Source organism: Kovacikia sp. CALU 1929, assembly GCF_056784235.1.
On sequence record NZ_JBXBCF010000075.1, the window covers coordinates 177,896 to 194,974 of the forward strand.

A 17,079-nucleotide genomic window follows, 5' to 3' on the forward strand; every position below is an offset into this window, starting at 1 on the left:
CGTATCAATCGGTGGTGTGACCGTTAGAAAAGTTAATGAGAGAACTGCTGACGAAATTGCTCTGTCATCGTGGAAAGGGCAGATTGGGCGATCGCTTCCTGCACTCCAGTTGCCAGCCACTTAAGTTGCACAGTTTCGTTCTCTGCTTCGGCATCTCCCAGAATCAGACAGGCAGCAGCACCGCTGCGATCAGCGCGTTTAAATTGTTTACCGAAGGCACTACCGCTCAGGTCTAGCTCTACTACAAATCCTTGCTGGCGCAAAGTTTGTGCCAGCAGCAGGGCTTGAGCCTCTGCTTTTTCTCCTTTAGAGACCAGGTAGAAGTCCACATTGGCAGCGATCCCTGGTTGAAGCTGTTGTAGCAGCAAAATCAGACGCTCTAAGCCAACTGCCCACCCAACCGCAGGGGTATCGGGTCCGCCTAACTGAGCAACTAGCCCGTCGTAGCGCCCACCGGCACACACGGTTGCCTGTGCCCCCAGGTCATCTGATTGGATCTCAAATACGGTGTGGGTGTAATAATCCAGTCCTCGCACCAGGCGAGCGTTGATTTCGTAGGAAATTCCCAGGCTGGTTAACAGTTGCTGAACCTGCTCGAACCGGGTTTTTGAGTCGGAACTGAGGTGATCCAAGATGCTAGGGGCGGATTGTAGGATGGTTTGTGTGCGTTCATCCTTACTGTCTAAAATTCTCAGGGGGTTGCGGCTGAGCCGATCCTGGGAATCGGGATCAAGGTCGCCTTTGAAAGGGGTGAGGTAGCTAATGAGTGCGGCTCGGTAATGTTGTCGGTCTTCTGGGTTTCCAATTGAATTAAGGTTGAGGTGTAAATTTTTCAGTCCCAGGGTTTGCAAAATATCGGCTGCGATCGCAATCACCTCCGCATCTGCCCTGGGAGATGGACTCCCCAATACCTCTACCCCAATCTGATGAAACTGGCGCTGTCGCCCTGCCTGGGGACGCTCATAGCGAAACATGGGGCCGGTATACCAGAGACGTTGCACACCGCCCTGGGCTGCCAAACTATGTTCAATAAAAGCACGCACAACCCCGGCAGTCCCTTCTGGGCGGAGGGTGATAGAGCGATCACCTCGGTCTTTAAAGGTATACATTTCCTTGCCAACCACGTCGGTCGCCTCACCAATCCCCCGTTCAAATAGGGCTGTTTGCTCAAACAGGGGGGTGCGAATTTCCTGATAGGCAGCTTTGCTCAAAATATTACGAGCAGCCGATTCAATCTGCTGCCAATAACCAACTTCCACGGGCAGAATATCCCGTGTTCCTCGTAGTGCCTGAATTGAACCCATGCTTATTTCCACAGATGTCAGCGAATCGCTTTCGGTGAGGTCAGGTTGGGGTTGCAACCGTTTCCCAGGCACCGTAGCGATCGCTATAGTACGCTAAAATTTGCTGCACCTGCTCACAACAGGCAGAATCTGCATTCTCTGGATACTGAATCCACAGACTGTCAACCTGGCTAAGAGAATATTCAAACTGCTGAGACTGCTGAGGAATCAATTCCGCTCCGATGCCATCGATCTGGCAAAGATGGGCTGCTACCTCACGGTAAACAGCCAGCGGTAAACCAGCACACCGAATGCCCTGCTTCAATTCACTTTTCTCCCGATCGCCCGCAATATAGAATGACGGCTTGAGCGTAGGCTCTGGTTAGCTGGAGGCGGCTTCCTTGCCCACATTAGGGAATGGAGGCAAGGGACAGCAATTAACATCATCCAGGCAAACTTTACCCCACTGCAATGCCCAACGCACCAGAGCAACTCGATTGTCAGTCTCAGTTTTGGTCAAAATATTACTGATATGGTTATCAACGGTACGCTTACTAATCTCTAGCTTTTCGGCAATTTCTTGATTGGTTAAGCCAGCAGCTACCAGTTCAATAACTTGCAGTTCTCGGTCGGAAAGAGGACCCTGCGCTTGAAAATCGCCACCAGCCATACGATTCCTTGCCTGTGTATATCTACTTACTTCACTCCCATTGTAGGGGCAACTTGGCAAAAATACTCAGTCCTGGATGGAGTTGGTGGTGACTACCAAATGGTTCGTAATCAGTGGCTAGATGGGTGGATGCAAGATAACAGGTGACTCATCCACCCTCCACGCCACAACGGGTAGTGATTTTGCCAGCATCCACGGAATGGATCTCTCCGGGAAGATGCCGCAGAACGATTGAAATTGATATCAATTCTGAAACAGATTATCTAAAAATTGCTCTAGTTCTGTGCCAAACAAATCGCTCCAGGGACCAAAGCTAATCTCGCGTTGACGTATCCACTCAATTTCTAGTGCAGTGCGGGTGGAAACATCCATCGACTGAAATGACAGCATTTTACCCAAAATCGCGGCTTGCTGGATTCCAGCGACCAAAGCCGCCACGCCACAGGAATCTGTGGAATCTACCCAAAGAAAATCAACAATTACCCCATCCCCAGAAAGTCCTAGAGCTTCCTCCAGCATTTTCTGAAACTCTGCGCTGTTGTGGCAGTTTAATGAACCATTAGGTTGAAGGACAATCGTAGCAGATCCACTGGCTTGAGGTTGAGTGGGAGGAGAAAAAGCAGGTGAGTCTGTTGGATTTTCGGTCTGGACTGCAACTTTGGTCTGGGTTGCAACCAAGTCAATCGTGGTGTTCATGACAATCTCCAGGAAAGCCGGCAAGGGTGGCAGAGGCGAAGCTTTGCTTAAACGAGGAGAAAAAGCAGCGACTTCCCGACTACCTCTAGCATGGAACAAGACTCAACCTACCGGATTGTAGTAAGTCACCGTAGTGGTGTGTTCTTAAGCAGTTGACAGGTTATAAAGTGTCACTGTGCCGTTGTGTGCGGGATCAGGTAAACCCGTGGTAGAGATCATTGAGAGGTTGTGATTTTAGGTACACTCATAACCCCCTCCCAGGGCATTTGCCTGATGCCGCAATAGGCTAAGATAGCGAGGCACATGTGAACAGCAGTACTGCGGGGAAAGAACGGTGTAAGTCCGACGCTGTGCCGCAACTGTGAGGGGAAAGGGGGATATTTTAAGGATAAAGGCTGAAGGATAAAGGCTGAAGGTCAATGATTTAGCCTTTAGGATTCATCTTTTAGCCTCTATCTTTACGTTCTTTCTACCAAGCCAGAATGCCTGCTTGCTGCCTTTTCACTCTATTTCCTGCGTTGCACAGGGAAGGAGTTCTTAACTATGCAGATCTCGGAACCTACCCATCATCATTCTGAAGTCACTTCGATCGCCCCATCGGCTCCCCTACCTCCTTTACCATTGCACCGTCCCCTGCTTCTGATTGGGCATGGTACCCGTGATGCTGAAGGGCGACAGAGCTTACTGGACTTTGCCGAGGCTTACTATGCGCTGGACTCCTCGCGTCCAGTTTTGCCCTGCTTTCTAGAATTAACGGCACCCACGATTCAGGAAGGGGTCGATCAGTGTGTGGAGCAGGGTTACACAGAACTGTCTGTATTGCCAATTTTGCTGTTTGCGGCACGTCATAACAAGTTTGACGTTACGAATGAGCTGGATCGAGCGAAGAAACGCCATCCCCAGGTCACGTTCCACTATGGACGACATTTTGGGATTACACCGGGAATTTTAGACCTGTGGCGATCGCGTCTGGCTGATCTGGATAAACCAGAGCATAATCCCCACGCGCTATCCCGCGAAGAAACCGTTTTGCTGTTTGTTGGACGCGGTTCCAGCGACCCGGATGCTAATGGGGATGTGTTCAAGCTGGCGCGAATGGTGTGGGAAGGCAGTGGTTATCAGACGGTTGAGACCTGTTTTATTGGCATTACCCATCCTCGGTTGGAGGAAGGCTTTCGTCGTGCCCGCCTTTACCAGCCGAAACGGATCATTGTGTTGCCTTACTTTCTGTTTACCGGGTTATTAGTCAAAAAGATTTTTGATGTTTCTGCCCAACAACAGTTGCAATATCCGGAGGCACAGGTGGTCTGCCTGCCTGAAATGGGTTTGCATCCTCAGCTATTTGCGGTTTTGCGCGATCGCGAAATCGAGACTCAGATGGGTCAGGTACAGATGAACTGTGAAATGTGCAAATTCAGGCTGGCGGCAATTGGAAATGGACATTCCCACGATCATGGGCACGACCATCACGGGCACGACCATGCCCACAGCCACGAGCAATCTCACAGCCACGACCATCCAGTTGACGATCCCTATGCTGATCCGGCTCAGTATCATCAGAGAATATGGCAGGCACCCTAGTAAACGCTACCATCTCCCCCAGCTAGATTTCTGTCCTCAATTGCTTCCAGGTTTGCTAGAGTGGCAAGGGCATTGCCCACAGATTGGTTTAGGCAAAGTTGATTTTAGGAAAGCCCTGTCCTCATGGTTAAAAAGACGAAGACCCCATCCCTGTTGCTGACACTTGGAACTGCGGTGCTGTTGGTCGCCGGGGGCGGTGCAGCCTATTGGATATTGACTCAACGAGGTTTTGGACCGGGAGATCTGCCTGTTGGAGCGGAGGTGGTTCCCCAAGATGCATTAATGGCGATTTCGGTCTCAACCGATCCGGGACAGTGGCAAACACTACGGGGCTTTGGCACAGTACAAAGTCAGGCAGTTGTGGACAAAAATCTCGCGAATGCGCGCGATCGCATCCTGACTGCCAATGGCTTTGACTATGAGCGGGACATTCAGCCCTGGATTGGTAAAGAGGCAATGGTGGCATTTCTGTCGCCCCAGGCAAATCCGCCAGCCAGCGGTTCTAATGGATTACCCCCAGTGCCTCAAGCTCAACAGTCCACAATTCTAGTGCTGCCGATTCAGGATGCTGGAAAAGCAAAACAAACCCTGGAGCGATTCAAACCCCAGGCTGGCAAGGTCACCGATCGCACCTATAAAGGGATTCAGGTTCGTGAAACGCAGGGCGCAGCAGCTCAAAACTACTCAGCCGCCATACTGAGTCAGAAGTTGGTAGTAGTCGCCAATGATCCCAAAGCTATGGATCGGGCGATCGATACCTTTACAGGTGAACCCTCTCTGGCAGCTACGCCCGGCTACAGTCAGGCTGTGGGGAAAATCCAGGTTGCCCAACCGTTCGGCAAACTGTTTGTTAACCTTCCAGCAGCAGCCACCGCTACATCGGCAAATGCAGGCAAGTCAGTTTCACCCCAAAGTCTGGCACAGGTGCAGCAAGTTCAAGGACTGGCAGCCACCGCGGTGCTTGAGGCAGAAGGCATTCGGTTTAAGAGTATTTCCTGGCTCAAACCGGACAGTCAGCGTCGTTATGATGTGAAAAACACTGCCAGAACCATGCCCGATCGCTTACCAGCAGATACGGTGATCATGGCATCCGGGGGCAACTTGCAACAGTTCTGGCAAGACTACAGTCAGGGAGCCACGGCAAACCCGGTGTCACCCATTAACCCCCAGGGCTTACGGGATGGCTTGAAGTCTACTGTGGGAATGGATTTGGACAAGGACCTGCTTGCCTGGATGGGGGGCGAGTTTTCGCTGGCGCTGGTGGCCGCCCCGGAAGGTAATGTGCCCACCCTGCCATTTGGACTAGTGTTTATGGTGCAGTCAAGCGATCGCCGGGCTGCCGAAGCCACCCTCAAGCAGTTAGATGAGGTGATGGCAACTAAATATAAATTTAAAGTCGAAGAAACCAAGGTCGGGGATATCCCCGTTACTAATTGGGTGCTTCCGGCTGGGGGTCCCAGTATCACCCACGGTTGGCTAGATGGCAATGTGGCATTCCTCACTCTGGGAGCGCCCATCACAAGCACTATGGTTCCCAGACCAACCGGTTCCCTGGCAGACAGCCCATCGTTTAAAGCTGCCGTTCCTTCCGATCCCAACCCCAGCAACGGGCACTTCTTCGTGAACGTAGATCGTGCCATCAATGCTAAAAATCTACCCCTCTTGCAACTGCCTCCCGGCAATCGGGATCTGGTGGCGGCAGTCAGAGCGATCGGGGTTACTGCCGCCATCAGTGATGATCGCAGCACCCGCTACGATGTCTTTGTGCAGCTTCAAAAAGCAAACAGCCCTAAACCTTTAGCGAGTCCCACCCTGGCACCGACTTCCTTCAATCTTTCTAGTCCTAATGAACGTAATAGATTTTAGTAGGTTGGGATGATACTCAGTAGATTGGATGAGGTTGTCCATGCACCTACTGCTAATCATCTGTTATCACTTCCTAGTTATCTGCGTCAGCCCTAATTAGGCTAAAATCACAAAACTGCTTCAGGTTGCCTGGGGGAACAGCCCAGGTAGGATCAGGCAAAATGCCCAATCCGGGGAAAGACCAGTGATTTTGCATACGTAAACGCAAAAAAATCTGGCACTGTGCCGCAACTGTGAAGGGAAAGACTTAAGCAGAAAGGCTTAAGAATGAGGTTTTAAATGCTTCATCCTTTCCCAAGTCAGAATGCCCGCCGGAAGCGATATACACCGTAATGTCTGCGATCCACAGGCGAGGGTTATTGATGCAAAGTTTAGATGTGTTGCGCCGTTCTCCAACGGCAGACTATGTGGCGACGGTTTTAGAGTCGGTTTTTCTAACACCTACGATTAAATCCATTCAGTTACGGTTAGATCGAGATGGGTTTCAGTTTTTGCCAGGGCAGTCGGTGTGGCCCAAATTTGAGCGGGATGGGCGCAAATTCAGCAAAATTTACTCGATCGCCTCCTCCCCTTCCCGTTGTCCCGAATTGGAACTGTGTGTTTCGCGCGTTGGCTGGAGTTCTGCCTTCATTCAGGACTTATCGATTGGACAAACCCTGCCACTGCGAGGACCTTACGGATTGATGACCCTGAGCGAATTGCCACCCCGTCCGCGCCTTTACATTGCGGAGGGTTCTGGAATCGCTCCCCTCAAAAGCCAAATAGATTGGCTCTGGGAATGCAACTTTCAACATCCGGTCTGGCTGATTCAGTCCAACCCAGAAACACCGGGTCAAATCCCCTATCATGACTACTGGCAGCAGCTCAGTCATTCCTGGAAAGGGTTTCATTATCTAGCACTTGTCAGCCAACCTCCAGAGAGCGTGCTGCTATTAAAGGATTTTAAGCTGACGGAGTTTAATGTAGAAATTTGTGCCGTGGGCGATCGCACCGAGCAAATCCACACCACCATTCTTGCCCTGGGAGCAAGACCGGAACAGGTGCGCGCTGAAAAGTTTTTTGCGTTTTAATTGCTTAACCTCGTCTCCATTGCAACCTGTAGGTTTCTGACATCTAAACAAGCCCTCATCCCCCAAACCCTTCTCCCAAATTTGGGAAAAGGGGAGTTTGAAATTCAAAGTCCTTCTCCTGACCCTGGGAGAGGGCTTAAAGCCTTCGGCAAACAAGAAAAGGGGAGGGCAAAACACATCTCTCAATATGGATGAGGTTTTAATGGGTAACAGCTAATGGTAATAGGTAATTGTCAACACAATTATTTACTAAACCCTTGAAGTAGCTGGCGATACAATTCAGGCAATTTGCGATTAAATGTAGAAAAATGACAGGGAACTTCCTGGCTTTTGCAAGATCCCTGTATTTATTACTGACTATTTCTGATTAGGGGAGGTAATAATGGCGGTTGATTATTCCAAAGCAGCAAGATGTGCCGTTTACTGCCAGGAGGTTTATCAAAACTTCTCCAGCATTCGCTTTGGCGGATTGAACGAGCAGCCTGTTCTAATCGAACAGAAAAAAACAGACACTCAAGGGGCTATTTTGCCTGATGGTGCAGGAATTACGATTGTGTTTCGGGGCAGTGAGTCATCCTTTGACTGGGACACTAACTTTGCTACCCGGCAGGAACGGGCAGAGTTTGAGCAACAAGTTATTCAGGCAGCCATTGTCGATACAGAGGATAAGGAGAAGGTTTATCCCTATGAAGGTGCAAGCAGTTCTGGCGCACTAATGCACCGAGGCTTTATCGCCGCTTACTTCTCGGTACGAGATGAAATTCACAACTACATTAGAAGTCGTGATCTTTCTAGCGCCACGGTCACAGGTCACAGTCTGGGGGGGGCGCTGGCAACCCTCTGCGCCGTTGATATTCAGTACAACTTCTCCAAAAAGGTGCCATTGATAGAACTCTACACTTTTGGTGCCCCCAAAGCGGGTAACGATGGATTTCGCAACTCCTTTAACGAGCGAGTTCCCAACAGCTACCGATTTGTGAATGGCATGGATTTAGTTGCGGAACTGCCCCGGTGGTGGCAGGGCTATCGCCATGTGGACAAGGAATTTCGGATTGGGCAGCGGTTGAGTCTCAACTTTCTTTCTGCCCGCTTTAAAGACCACGCGATCGCCCAGTACATTGAAGTTTTGAAATCAATGGCACGGTAACATCAACTATCCCCTTTCCCCCCCTGCTTGTCCCATTCTGGGGCTGATTCAGCCGCCTGGGGAACAGCTTCAGAATCGTCGAAATAGGGAGTGGGGGCGGGCACCAATTCTAACTGGCGTAGTTGGGATTGGGGTTTAGAGGAACGGCGACGACGGGAAACGTTTTCTTCACTGGTATCTTCGGCAACAACTTCATAAAGAACAGCTTGCTTCCCTGGATCTTTTCCTTTTCGCAGCACCCGCCCCAATCGCTGAATGTATTCACGGGTAGAACCCGTCCCCGACAGGACGATCGCCACGCTGGCATCCGGTACATCGACTCCCTCATTCAACACTCGTGAAGCAACGAGGGCACGGTAGTCTCCCTGGCGAAAACGGGTCAGGATATCATGCCGTTCTTTCACTCCCGTTTGATGGGTAATAGCGGGGATCAAAAACTCCTGGGAAATGCGGTAAACCGTGGCGTTGTCATCCGTAAAGATCAACGTCTTCTCTGGAAAGTGGGTTGCCAGCAGATCTGCCAGAACCCGGAGTTTACCTTCCGTGCCAAAGGCGATCGCCCGTGCTTCCCGGTGTGCCAGCATTGCCCGACGGCCGGCTTTGGACTGAGCGCTGACTTGCACAAATCGCTGCCAACCTTGAACACTGCCCAGAAAAATATTGGTATTCTGCAAAAACTCATTGCGCTGGCGGATCAGGTCATCATAGCGATCTCGTTCCTTCTGGGACAGGCGCACCATAATTTGCACAGCATTGTGTCGCGCCAGTGCCGTTCCCGAAAGTTCCTCCGCGCTTTTGCGATAGACTTCGGGACCAATCAGGATCGAGAGATCCTCATGCTTGCCATCCGTCCGTTCAGGCGTGGCAGTGAGACCCAAACGATAGGGGGCGATCGCATACTCCGCAATCACCCGGTTAAAGTCGCCAGGTAGATGGTGACACTCATCAAATACCAACAGGGCATACTGATTGCCCAACGTCTCGGCATGAATGGCGGCACTATCGTAGGTTGCGACCAGAATCGCTGTTCGATCTTTTGACCCACCCCCCAGCAGTCCCACTTCCCCATCCGGAAATGCCGCAATCAGGTGGGCATACCACTGGTGCATCAAGTCCAAGGTGGGAACCATCACCAACGTACTGCGTCGGGTGGACTGCATTGCCAGTTGTGCCAGGTAGGTTTTTCCAGCCGCCGTAGGCAACACGACCACACCCATCCGTCCCGCCTGTTTCCAGGCATCCAGGGCTTCCTGCTGGTGGGGGTAAGGCTCCATTTCCAGGCTGGGTACCAGGTTAATTTCCTGGAATTCCTTCGCCCGATCCTCTAGTTCAGTCCCCGCCTGCCTCAGTGCCATGACCAGATTGCGATACTGGATTGCTGGAACCCGGAAGCGCTCAACGCGATCATCCCAGGTTGCATAATCCATCCAGTCCTTACCGCGAGGGGGAGGATGCAGAATTAGCGTACCGCGATCGTAGGACAGGGTAGGAATTCGAGCCATCTAAAACGCTGGATTGCAGGATGTTATCCATTTGAATTTTAGAGGTCTCTGTTAAGAATGAGCACAACTATTGGATGAATGTAAACAAAGCTTCCATTTATCCAACCTTAATTTCATCCCTAGAATCAGCAATGCCCTGTGAGACTGGCATCAGAGCGATTGCCCGATCAACCAGCGAAGTAGGGGGTCGGCGTGGGGGTCTTCGAGGTCGGCGTGGAGCATAGGTTCCCAACACAGTACTAGCAACTAACAAAATACTAAAGATGCTAATACTTCTAGTCACAAAGCGTACATCTTTAACCTTTGAAACCCCTGACTTAAGAGTTTCAACCATAAATAGCAAAATTTGATTGTTCATAGCACTCAAAACAACCTGTACCTATATGCATTTGGACGCACAAAAGTGAATCTGAGTTGCAGCTTACCGAGGAATAAACTCCTGAAAGGTTTGCCACATAATCAGGTATAAAGATATATCTGAAAAGAGATATATCGGGCAGTTATTGTTAGGAACCTGACTGAAACCTCTGCAACAAGAGCGATCGAGAAGCATCTAAAAGCCTTTCGGAAACTTAGCTGCCAAAGCTGATTACCAAGCTTAAGAAGTGTTCGGATAGGCTTTAGGGTAGATTTCCCAAAAAGGCAACGTAAAGGGCAGAATAACCCTGTAGAACCCCTGTGACGTTCCAGGAAACAATCGACTGTTTGCAGCCAAGATGCCCTTCTATTCCTTAGTTTAAAGGAGGGATCTTTCTCAGGCTTTGCATAAAAGTGCAAACTTGATGACGCTAAATTGTGGTGCTGAACTCCTCTAGCAATCCTATTGGTAAAGGAATAAGCAGCGGATTTTGATAGTAGATGAAATGGATAAATCTCTATTAATCATTAAATTGCATCCACTGGATTCGGTTCCCAAATGGAATATAGTAATTCCCATTTGTGTGTACGGTCAAACTGCTGATTCAGTAAGGGTTTTTGGCATTAATTTTGTACCGTACTCGTCTGAGAATCGCTATAGGTCTGGTTCATTGGCTGGGTTACACCCAACTCTTCATAGGCAATGGCTTGTAAACCATTATTCACAGGCGGAAAAAATTTAGATACGCTGACCTACTTCGCCCTCCGAACTCTGCCCTGGCTGAACCAGCAGTGCCAAACATACGTCGAAGTCTACATAGCGAATGGTTTACAGTATTAAGAATCATTGCAGCCTGTCTAGGGAGTTAATTCCCTGAAAATGGACGCAAGCTAAGACAAGATAGGCAATACAGGCATATATCTCTCGTCGTCTGGTACTGCAATTACCATCAAAGCGGTTACTCAAAGCGGTGCCATGTCTGAGAAAATTTATAGGCGTTAACCATCACAGCATTGCCAAGGAATATCAAGGGATAATTTCACTTCCCGATTCCCTATTTCCTACCCCATTAAGAGAGGCACCCTATGAAATTGGCTTATTGGATGTATGCAGGTCCCGCCCACATCGGCACCCTCCGCATTGCCAGTTCATTTAAAAACGTCCATGCCATCATGCATGCGCCCCTCGGTGACGATTACTTTAATGTCATGCGCTCTATGCTTGAACGAGAGCGCGACTTTACCCCGGTTACTGCCAGCATTGTCGATCGCAACGTACTGGCACGGGGTTCTCAAGAAAAGGTCGTTGATAACATCACTCGTAAAGACTCTGAAGAGCATCCTGACCTGATCATTCTTACACCCACCTGTACTTCCAGCATTTTGCAAGAAGACCTGCAAAACTTTTGCGATCGCGCCCAGATAGAAGCCAAGGGTGACGTAATGCTGGCAGATGTCAACCATTACCGGGTCAACGAACTACAAGCCGCCGATCGTACCCTGCATCAGGTGATTCAGTACTATATCGAGAAAGCTCGCAAGAAAGGTAATCTGCCCCAGGGTAAGACTGAAAAGCCCTCCGTCAACATCATCGGTATTTCTACTCTGGGTTTCCATAACAACCATGACAGCACTGAACTCAAGCGCCTGATGGCAGACCTGGGGATTGAGATCAATGAAATTCTGCCCGAGGGGGCATCGGTTCATAATCTAAAAAACTTGCCTCGTGCCTGGTTTAACCTGGTACCCTACCGCGAACTGGGTATGATGTCAGCCCAGTATCTGCAAGCGGAATTTGGCATGCCCTGCGTGGACATTACCCCCATGGGTGTCGTTGAAACCGCCCGCTGCCTGCGCGCAATTCAGAAAATCCTGAACGAGAATGGGGCTGATGTGGACTACGAAAACTACATCAACGAGCAAACCCTCCACGTCTCCCAGGCTGCCTGGTTCTCCCGTTCGATTGACTGCCAAAACCTGACAGGTAAAAAAGCAGTGGTTTATGGTGACAATACCCATGCCGCTGCAATTACCAAGATCCTGGCGCGGGAAATGGGCATTCACGTTGTTTGGGCTGGCACCTACTGCAAATATGATGCTGACTGGTTCCGGGAGCAGGTGAGCGAGTATTGTGACGAGGTGATCGTGACCGATGACCACACCCAAGTTGGGGATGCGATCGCCCGAGTTGAACCCTCTGCTATCTTTGGCACTCAGATGGAGCGCCATGTTGGTAAGCGTTTGGATATTCCCTGTGGAGTTATTTCCGCCCCCATCCATATCCAGAACTTCCCCATCGGCTACAAACCCTTCGTCGGTTACGAAGGTACTAACCAGATTGTGGACCTGATCTACAACTCCTTTACCCTGGGCATGGAAGACCACCTGCTGGAAATCTTTGGCGGTCACGATACGAAAGATGTGGTTACCAAGGCACTCACGGCTGACTCTGACATGGGCTGGAGCAAGGATGGGTTGGCAGAACTCAATAAAATCCCCGGCTTTGTGCGCGGCAAGGTGAAGCGAAATACAGAGAAATTTGCCCGCGATCGCGGCATCGAAACTATCACTGCTGAAGTGCTTTACGCCGCCAAAGAAGCGGTGGGAGCTTAGCCCTATCATTTCCTTCAATCGCTAATTATTTCCAAGGCATCCAAAAACGGGTGCCTTTTTAATCTTGGAAACTTAGCCAACAAGCCCCATTCATACTTGATCCGTACAGCCCATTTCCCTGTGCATAAGCCCCATGCACACCCTCCACTCATCGACTCATCCACACTGAGTTGTACCCTTAAGTACAAATGCCGTTTACAGAACGAATCTTTATAGCTATCGCCAGGTTGCTTAGTACATTGGGGGGTAAAGGGGGTGTGGGGGCAGTGCCCCCAGGCAGGGGTTCCACCCCTGCACCCCATCCTAAATCAGGTGTCTATAGCTATATCAGTTGCAATGGAATTGACTAGAACACGGTATTCTAGAAAAGCGGTAATTTACAACCTTCTGGGTTGCCAAAGGGTATGATTATGCAGTTTACAGTCATACTTTGATAGACTAGTCAGAGCAACAGCTTATGAGTGAGTGACTTGATTCACAAAGCTGGAATCTTCTTTAGGGCGATTAGCACAGTGGTAGCGCACTTCCTTCACACGGAAGGGGTCACTGGTTCGAATCCAGTATCGCCCATGTCGATGTTGTCGAATAACATTTTATCTGTCATCGTTAACAAATTTCTGTCGTCATTAACGATTTTTTGTCGTCTTATCACAGTTGTGTCGTCGAGTGCCGATTTACAGTTCGTTAACAAATTGTTGTCGCTCAACATGCACAAGTGTGAAGGAAGTGCGCCTTTCAATCCACCCAAGATCAAGTTTAGCTTACTACCTATTTGGAGGGAAGGACGCGGGTGCTTTTAATCTCTTCTTTCCTTTCCTGGACACCAACTGCATGAACAATTACAGCGGCTAGATTTGATTGTTCTATCCACAGTCAATAAAGGATTTCAATCTCTCGGTTTCTGAGAGACGATTAAAGTTCAAAACTCTATACGATTAAATGAGTTGGTAGCTTTCAATCCACCTGTTATAGAAGAAGTGCTTGTAACACTTCGAGAGAATTTCTGGGTTAGTTGGAGCTTTCAATCTGCCCCATGCTGAAAAGGCGATCGCGACTCTTTAGCGACGGCTATTTGTTGATCCAAATAGATGACTTTCAATCTGCCCCATGCTGAAAAGGCGATCGCGACTTATGCCTTTCCCTGTGTGGACAAGCTTTATGTAACTTTCAATCTGCCCCATGCTGAAAAGGCGATCGCGACCACAGCGAAACTTCTAATCTATACGCTCCCGCAGACTTTCAATCTGCCCCATGCTGAAAAGGCGATCGCGACACATTAATTGAATCGTCAATCCTCAAAGAAAATGGCTTTCAATCTGCCCCATGCTGAAAAGGCGATCGCGACGACAATTAATCGGGTACCTGGTGGACACGCGCTGTTCTTTCAATCTGCCCCATGCTGAAAAGGCGATCGCGACATCGATGACAATGGCGTATGGGTGGGCTGGGCTGTTCTTTCAATCTGCCCCATGCTGAAAAGGCGATCGCGACTGATAATCCTAGAATATAGTCGTATCAAGCCTTCTAGCCTTCATTTTGGCAAACCTCAATTTGAAGCTCCTTTCAGAAGACTATGGAAGCAACTTCAATGGGTGGAAAATTCCTAAAAAGTTTACCAGGTAAGGATTGCCCAACCTGCCAGGAATTTTGCCCTTGCTTCGGTTTGTCAACAATTAAAGGGGTGGGGTGGATTCCTCCTTGCTCGGAGGTGAAGACGGTTAACCAACACTGCGGTAGACCCGCACCCTTTTGCTGGGAGCGCACCCGAACTTCGAGGTGGATAGTCAACCAGAGCCAGAAAGCATGACTACCTTCCAGGAGTCAAACTAGCTCGTAATTGTCAATAGCACAGAGACCATTTCTGGCATGAACTACGGCGCACTTCATTTATATAGTACTTTTGAACTAAGTGCAAGCATTTTAAGTTCGAGATTGATAGGCTGCAATCGCCAAACTTTTAGCTTTGTCTTGAGGGCTGCCTGTAAGTGGCTGTTTCACAACCTCGATCGCAATCCCAATTTGAGCAGCTTGACCTTGAATAAATTCGCTCAGTTGAGCATAGCGCCAACGATGAACGCTCGCTCGATATTTGAGAGCATATTGTCGTTGGAGTTCTACAGAACCAAGAATTTTTTGCTCTGCTCTCGCCTGAACCTCACTTTGAATTACTTCTCGAATGTTGTCGAGGTCAGGCAATACAATGCTACTAACCTGATATTTTTGAGCGATCGCTACAATTTCATGAGCTATTAAGCGATCTAGATGTTTGCCTAAATTAGATTCTCTGATTTGACTGGATGCTCCTTTTTTTTGATTATTGTGCCGCTGGTGAGCATTTCGTTGCTGTTTCAGCCGATAGCGATTGAGAAGCTTGTAGTTTTTACCCAGAAGTTGCCGAATACTTCTGTAAGTAATAGCTTTTCCAGTTTGAACATTGACAATTGCAAGAGTAGCAGGCTTATCAAGTCCGTAGCTGATCCCTGCCACAATTGACCGTTGACCTTGATAAAGGAGATGACTTGGACGGGGAAAGGGATTATCAAGCAAAGCCAACATTTTTTCTTGTCTTTTGACAAATGCTTTCTGATTCTTGTTTAGATTTTTTTTCGCTCTAGTAGAAGCAATAATTTTTGCACATTTGTCAGCTTTTTCTCGCCGAATTCGTTCTGTACCTTCTTGAGTCCAGGTATCCGTTTCTATAGCGCACGATAATACTAGCCGATGCCCATTCCAGGGATCACCTTCCTTTGTGCCCTGTTGCCATGTAATTCGCCCAGAACGTAAGCTAAATAAGCTAGCTGAATGTTGCTTCTCACCAGATCTCTTAATTTCTTGGTCTTCTAGAAATCGCTTAAACCAGTGAAGTTGCCGCTGGTCACAGTAAACTACAAATGTATGTTCACCCAAGCCGTTGAAGGTAACACATAATCTCCCCGTTTCGTTCAGAAACCAATGGAGATCCTCGTTTGTTTCATAATTAACAGGAAAAGGGAGCACCGCTGGCTCAGTTAGCAACTTAGCTTGCCAGTCGGCGGCTTGGTTCTCATCAACAGGAACACAGTCTTCTGCCTTATCTAAAGTTTCTAACCAGGTACGCCAGGATAAGTCTCGCCCCTTGGGAATTCTTGTGCGTTGAAGCGTGTTGGTCAAACGTTCTAAGCGAATTTCTACTTTACGACGGCGTTTAGCAAATTTTTTGGGATCTTCATCCCGCTCAGGCAATTTACAACCATTTTTCAGCAGATAGGCGATCGCGCACCGAGATAAGGTTTCCTCTGTCTCCCAATAGAGGTTGAAGAGAGTTTTGGAAATACTGGCATATGACTGTTTTGCTTGCTTCTTTTTCTTTTTGCCGCGATTTTTTTCAGGGTTTGGTTCATGGGTTTGTGACGTTGAACCAGTCAGTTGTGTCAGAAGCTCACTAGCTTTCGCTCTCAAGGTGTGGAGGTCACACTGACCAACAGTTGTTAACTCTTCATCACTTTGAAGGATGGCTAACCATCGGGTTTGACCCGCAACCTGATTTCTAAGTCGGGTTTGAAGGGCTAACCAGGACTTGAAAATCCGGTGTACGGTTGCGGTTGCCGAGGAGTAAAACCTCCCTGGCTGTCCCTCAAATCGAGGCTCTTGCTTGAGTTGCTTACACGTTTCGCTAACAGTTGCAAGGGGAATTTTGCCTACATCGCACCATTCTTGAAAGTGAGAATCTTGAGCGATACGTTGTAGTAGCTCGTTGACTAGAGGGGTGTGCTTTTCTGTCATCAATTCCCAGAGGTCTCGACGAGACAAAGGTTATTAGTCCTGCAAGACCCAAAAATGCTCTTCGCCATTCATGGCTGAAATGAGTTCCAACGAGGCGACGAGCTATGTCAGGTTCAAGATTGCGAACTTTTATGGAAATGTCCTCTACATCCCATGCCTCCCACTTTGGGTGCTTGTTAATCTCATCCCGTACCTTCCGACTTGCTTTACAGCTTAGTAGTAGAAAATAGCGATCGGCGTTGTAGCTGACTTTCTTAATTGCTTGTTGAGTCTGGGTCTCTGTCCATTTTTTGTATCGCTTGCATTGAAATACCCATCGTTCGCCACTAGCAAAGTGAGCAACGATATCAATGCCTCGCTGAAAGTCGCCCTGCGTTCCATAGCAGTAGAAATCTTTGACTTCTCCAAACTGAGCAATTAATTCCAGGCAAAATGCTTCAAATCGATCCCACGACCAATTATCGTTATTGAGTGGCAACCATTGTTCGCTTGGTGTAATAGGTGGGGAGACCATTGATTCGGATGTCCTGCT

The 17,079-nt window shown here is 48.9% G+C and carries 11 protein-coding genes, 1 tRNA gene, 1 pseudogene, 1 CRISPR repeat array and 1 riboswitch; of the genes and pseudogenes, 6 read left to right on the forward strand and 7 right to left on the reverse strand.

The window, feature by feature from the left end:
- Positions 1–32: 32 nt before the first annotated feature.
- The 4 genes from hisS to AC1S52_RS19310 form a co-directional block, all read right to left on the reverse strand.
- Entirely contained in the window at positions 33–1,304 is a 1,272-nt protein-coding gene (gene hisS / locus AC1S52_RS19295) for a histidine--tRNA ligase (protein WP_482030673.1), read from the reverse strand.
- 40 nt (positions 1,305–1,344) lie between these two features.
- Positions 1,345–1,608 (reverse strand): hypothetical protein, encoded by a 264-nt coding sequence (locus AC1S52_RS19300; RefSeq protein ID WP_482030674.1) that lies wholly within the window; start codon positions 1,606–1,608, stop codon positions 1,345–1,347.
- 57 nt (positions 1,609–1,665) lie between these two features.
- Positions 1,666–1,953: a photosynthetic electron transport-dependent transcriptional regulator PedR gene (pedR, locus tag AC1S52_RS19305; RefSeq protein WP_482030675.1), complete on the reverse strand. Its 288-nt coding sequence runs from the start codon at positions 1,951–1,953 to the stop codon at positions 1,666–1,668.
- A gap of 243 nt (positions 1,954–2,196) precedes the next feature.
- A complete protein-coding gene (locus AC1S52_RS19310) occupies positions 2,197–2,649 on the reverse strand; it encodes an STAS domain-containing protein (protein WP_482030676.1) in 453 nt (150 codons plus the stop codon).
- 543 nt (positions 2,650–3,192) lie between these two features.
- Between AC1S52_RS19310 and AC1S52_RS19315 the strand changes: the two genes are divergently transcribed.
- The 4 genes from AC1S52_RS19315 (at position 3,193) to AC1S52_RS19330 (ending at position 8,313) form a co-directional block, all read left to right on the forward strand.
- On the forward strand, positions 3,193–4,230 hold the full coding sequence (locus AC1S52_RS19315; RefSeq protein ID WP_482030677.1) for a sirohydrochlorin chelatase: 1,038 nt from the start codon (positions 3,193–3,195) through the stop codon (positions 4,228–4,230).
- Between the two features lie 123 nt (positions 4,231–4,353).
- A complete protein-coding gene (locus AC1S52_RS19320) occupies positions 4,354–6,096 on the forward strand; it encodes a DUF3352 domain-containing protein (protein WP_482030678.1) in 1,743 nt (580 codons plus the stop codon).
- A gap of 105 nt (positions 6,097–6,201) precedes the next feature.
- A riboswitch (cobalamin riboswitch) is annotated at positions 6,202–6,426 on the forward strand.
- A gap of 2 nt (positions 6,427–6,428) precedes the next feature.
- The gene (locus tag AC1S52_RS19325) at positions 6,429–7,166 is read left to right on the forward strand and encodes an FAD-binding oxidoreductase (RefSeq protein ID WP_482030679.1); all 738 of its coding nucleotides are present in this window, start codon (positions 6,429–6,431) and stop codon (positions 7,164–7,166) included.
- Between the two features lie 382 nt (positions 7,167–7,548).
- Positions 7,549–8,313, forward strand: coding sequence for a lipase family protein (locus AC1S52_RS19330; RefSeq protein WP_482030680.1), 765 nt, complete (start codon positions 7,549–7,551; stop codon positions 8,311–8,313).
- 2 nt (positions 8,314–8,315) lie between these two features.
- Here the strand turns inward: AC1S52_RS19330 and AC1S52_RS19335 are convergent, their stop codons facing one another.
- Positions 8,316–9,815: a DEAD/DEAH box helicase family protein gene (locus AC1S52_RS19335; RefSeq protein WP_482030681.1), complete on the reverse strand. Its 1,500-nt coding sequence runs from the start codon at positions 9,813–9,815 to the stop codon at positions 8,316–8,318.
- A gap of 1,443 nt (positions 9,816–11,258) precedes the next feature.
- Between AC1S52_RS19335 and bchB the strand changes: the two genes are divergently transcribed.
- Together bchB and AC1S52_RS19345 are read left to right on the forward strand one after the other, a co-directional pair.
- Positions 11,259–12,785: a ferredoxin:protochlorophyllide reductase (ATP-dependent) subunit B gene (gene bchB / locus AC1S52_RS19340; RefSeq protein ID WP_482030682.1), complete on the forward strand. Its 1,527-nt coding sequence runs from the start codon at positions 11,259–11,261 to the stop codon at positions 12,783–12,785.
- 498 nt (positions 12,786–13,283) lie between these two features.
- Positions 13,284–13,355, forward strand: a tRNA-Val gene (locus AC1S52_RS19345).
- Between the two features lie 448 nt (positions 13,356–13,803).
- A CRISPR array of direct repeats spans positions 13,804–14,276; the repeat unit is 37 nt; unit sequence CTTTCAATCTGCCCCATGCTGAAAAGGCGATCGCGAC.
- A 429-nt stretch (positions 14,277–14,705) separates the two neighbouring features.
- Here the strand turns inward: AC1S52_RS19345 and cas12k are convergent.
- Both cas12k and AC1S52_RS19355 read right to left on the reverse strand, forming a co-directional pair.
- A complete protein-coding gene (gene cas12k, locus AC1S52_RS19350) occupies positions 14,706–16,574 on the reverse strand; it encodes a type V CRISPR-associated protein Cas12k (protein WP_482030683.1) in 1,869 nt (622 codons plus the stop codon).
- A gap of 124 nt (positions 16,575–16,698) precedes the next feature.
- A pseudogene (locus tag AC1S52_RS19355) lies at positions 16,699–17,061 on the reverse strand (restriction endonuclease); the annotation flags it as partial.
- Between the last annotated feature and the right edge of the window lie 18 nt (positions 17,062–17,079).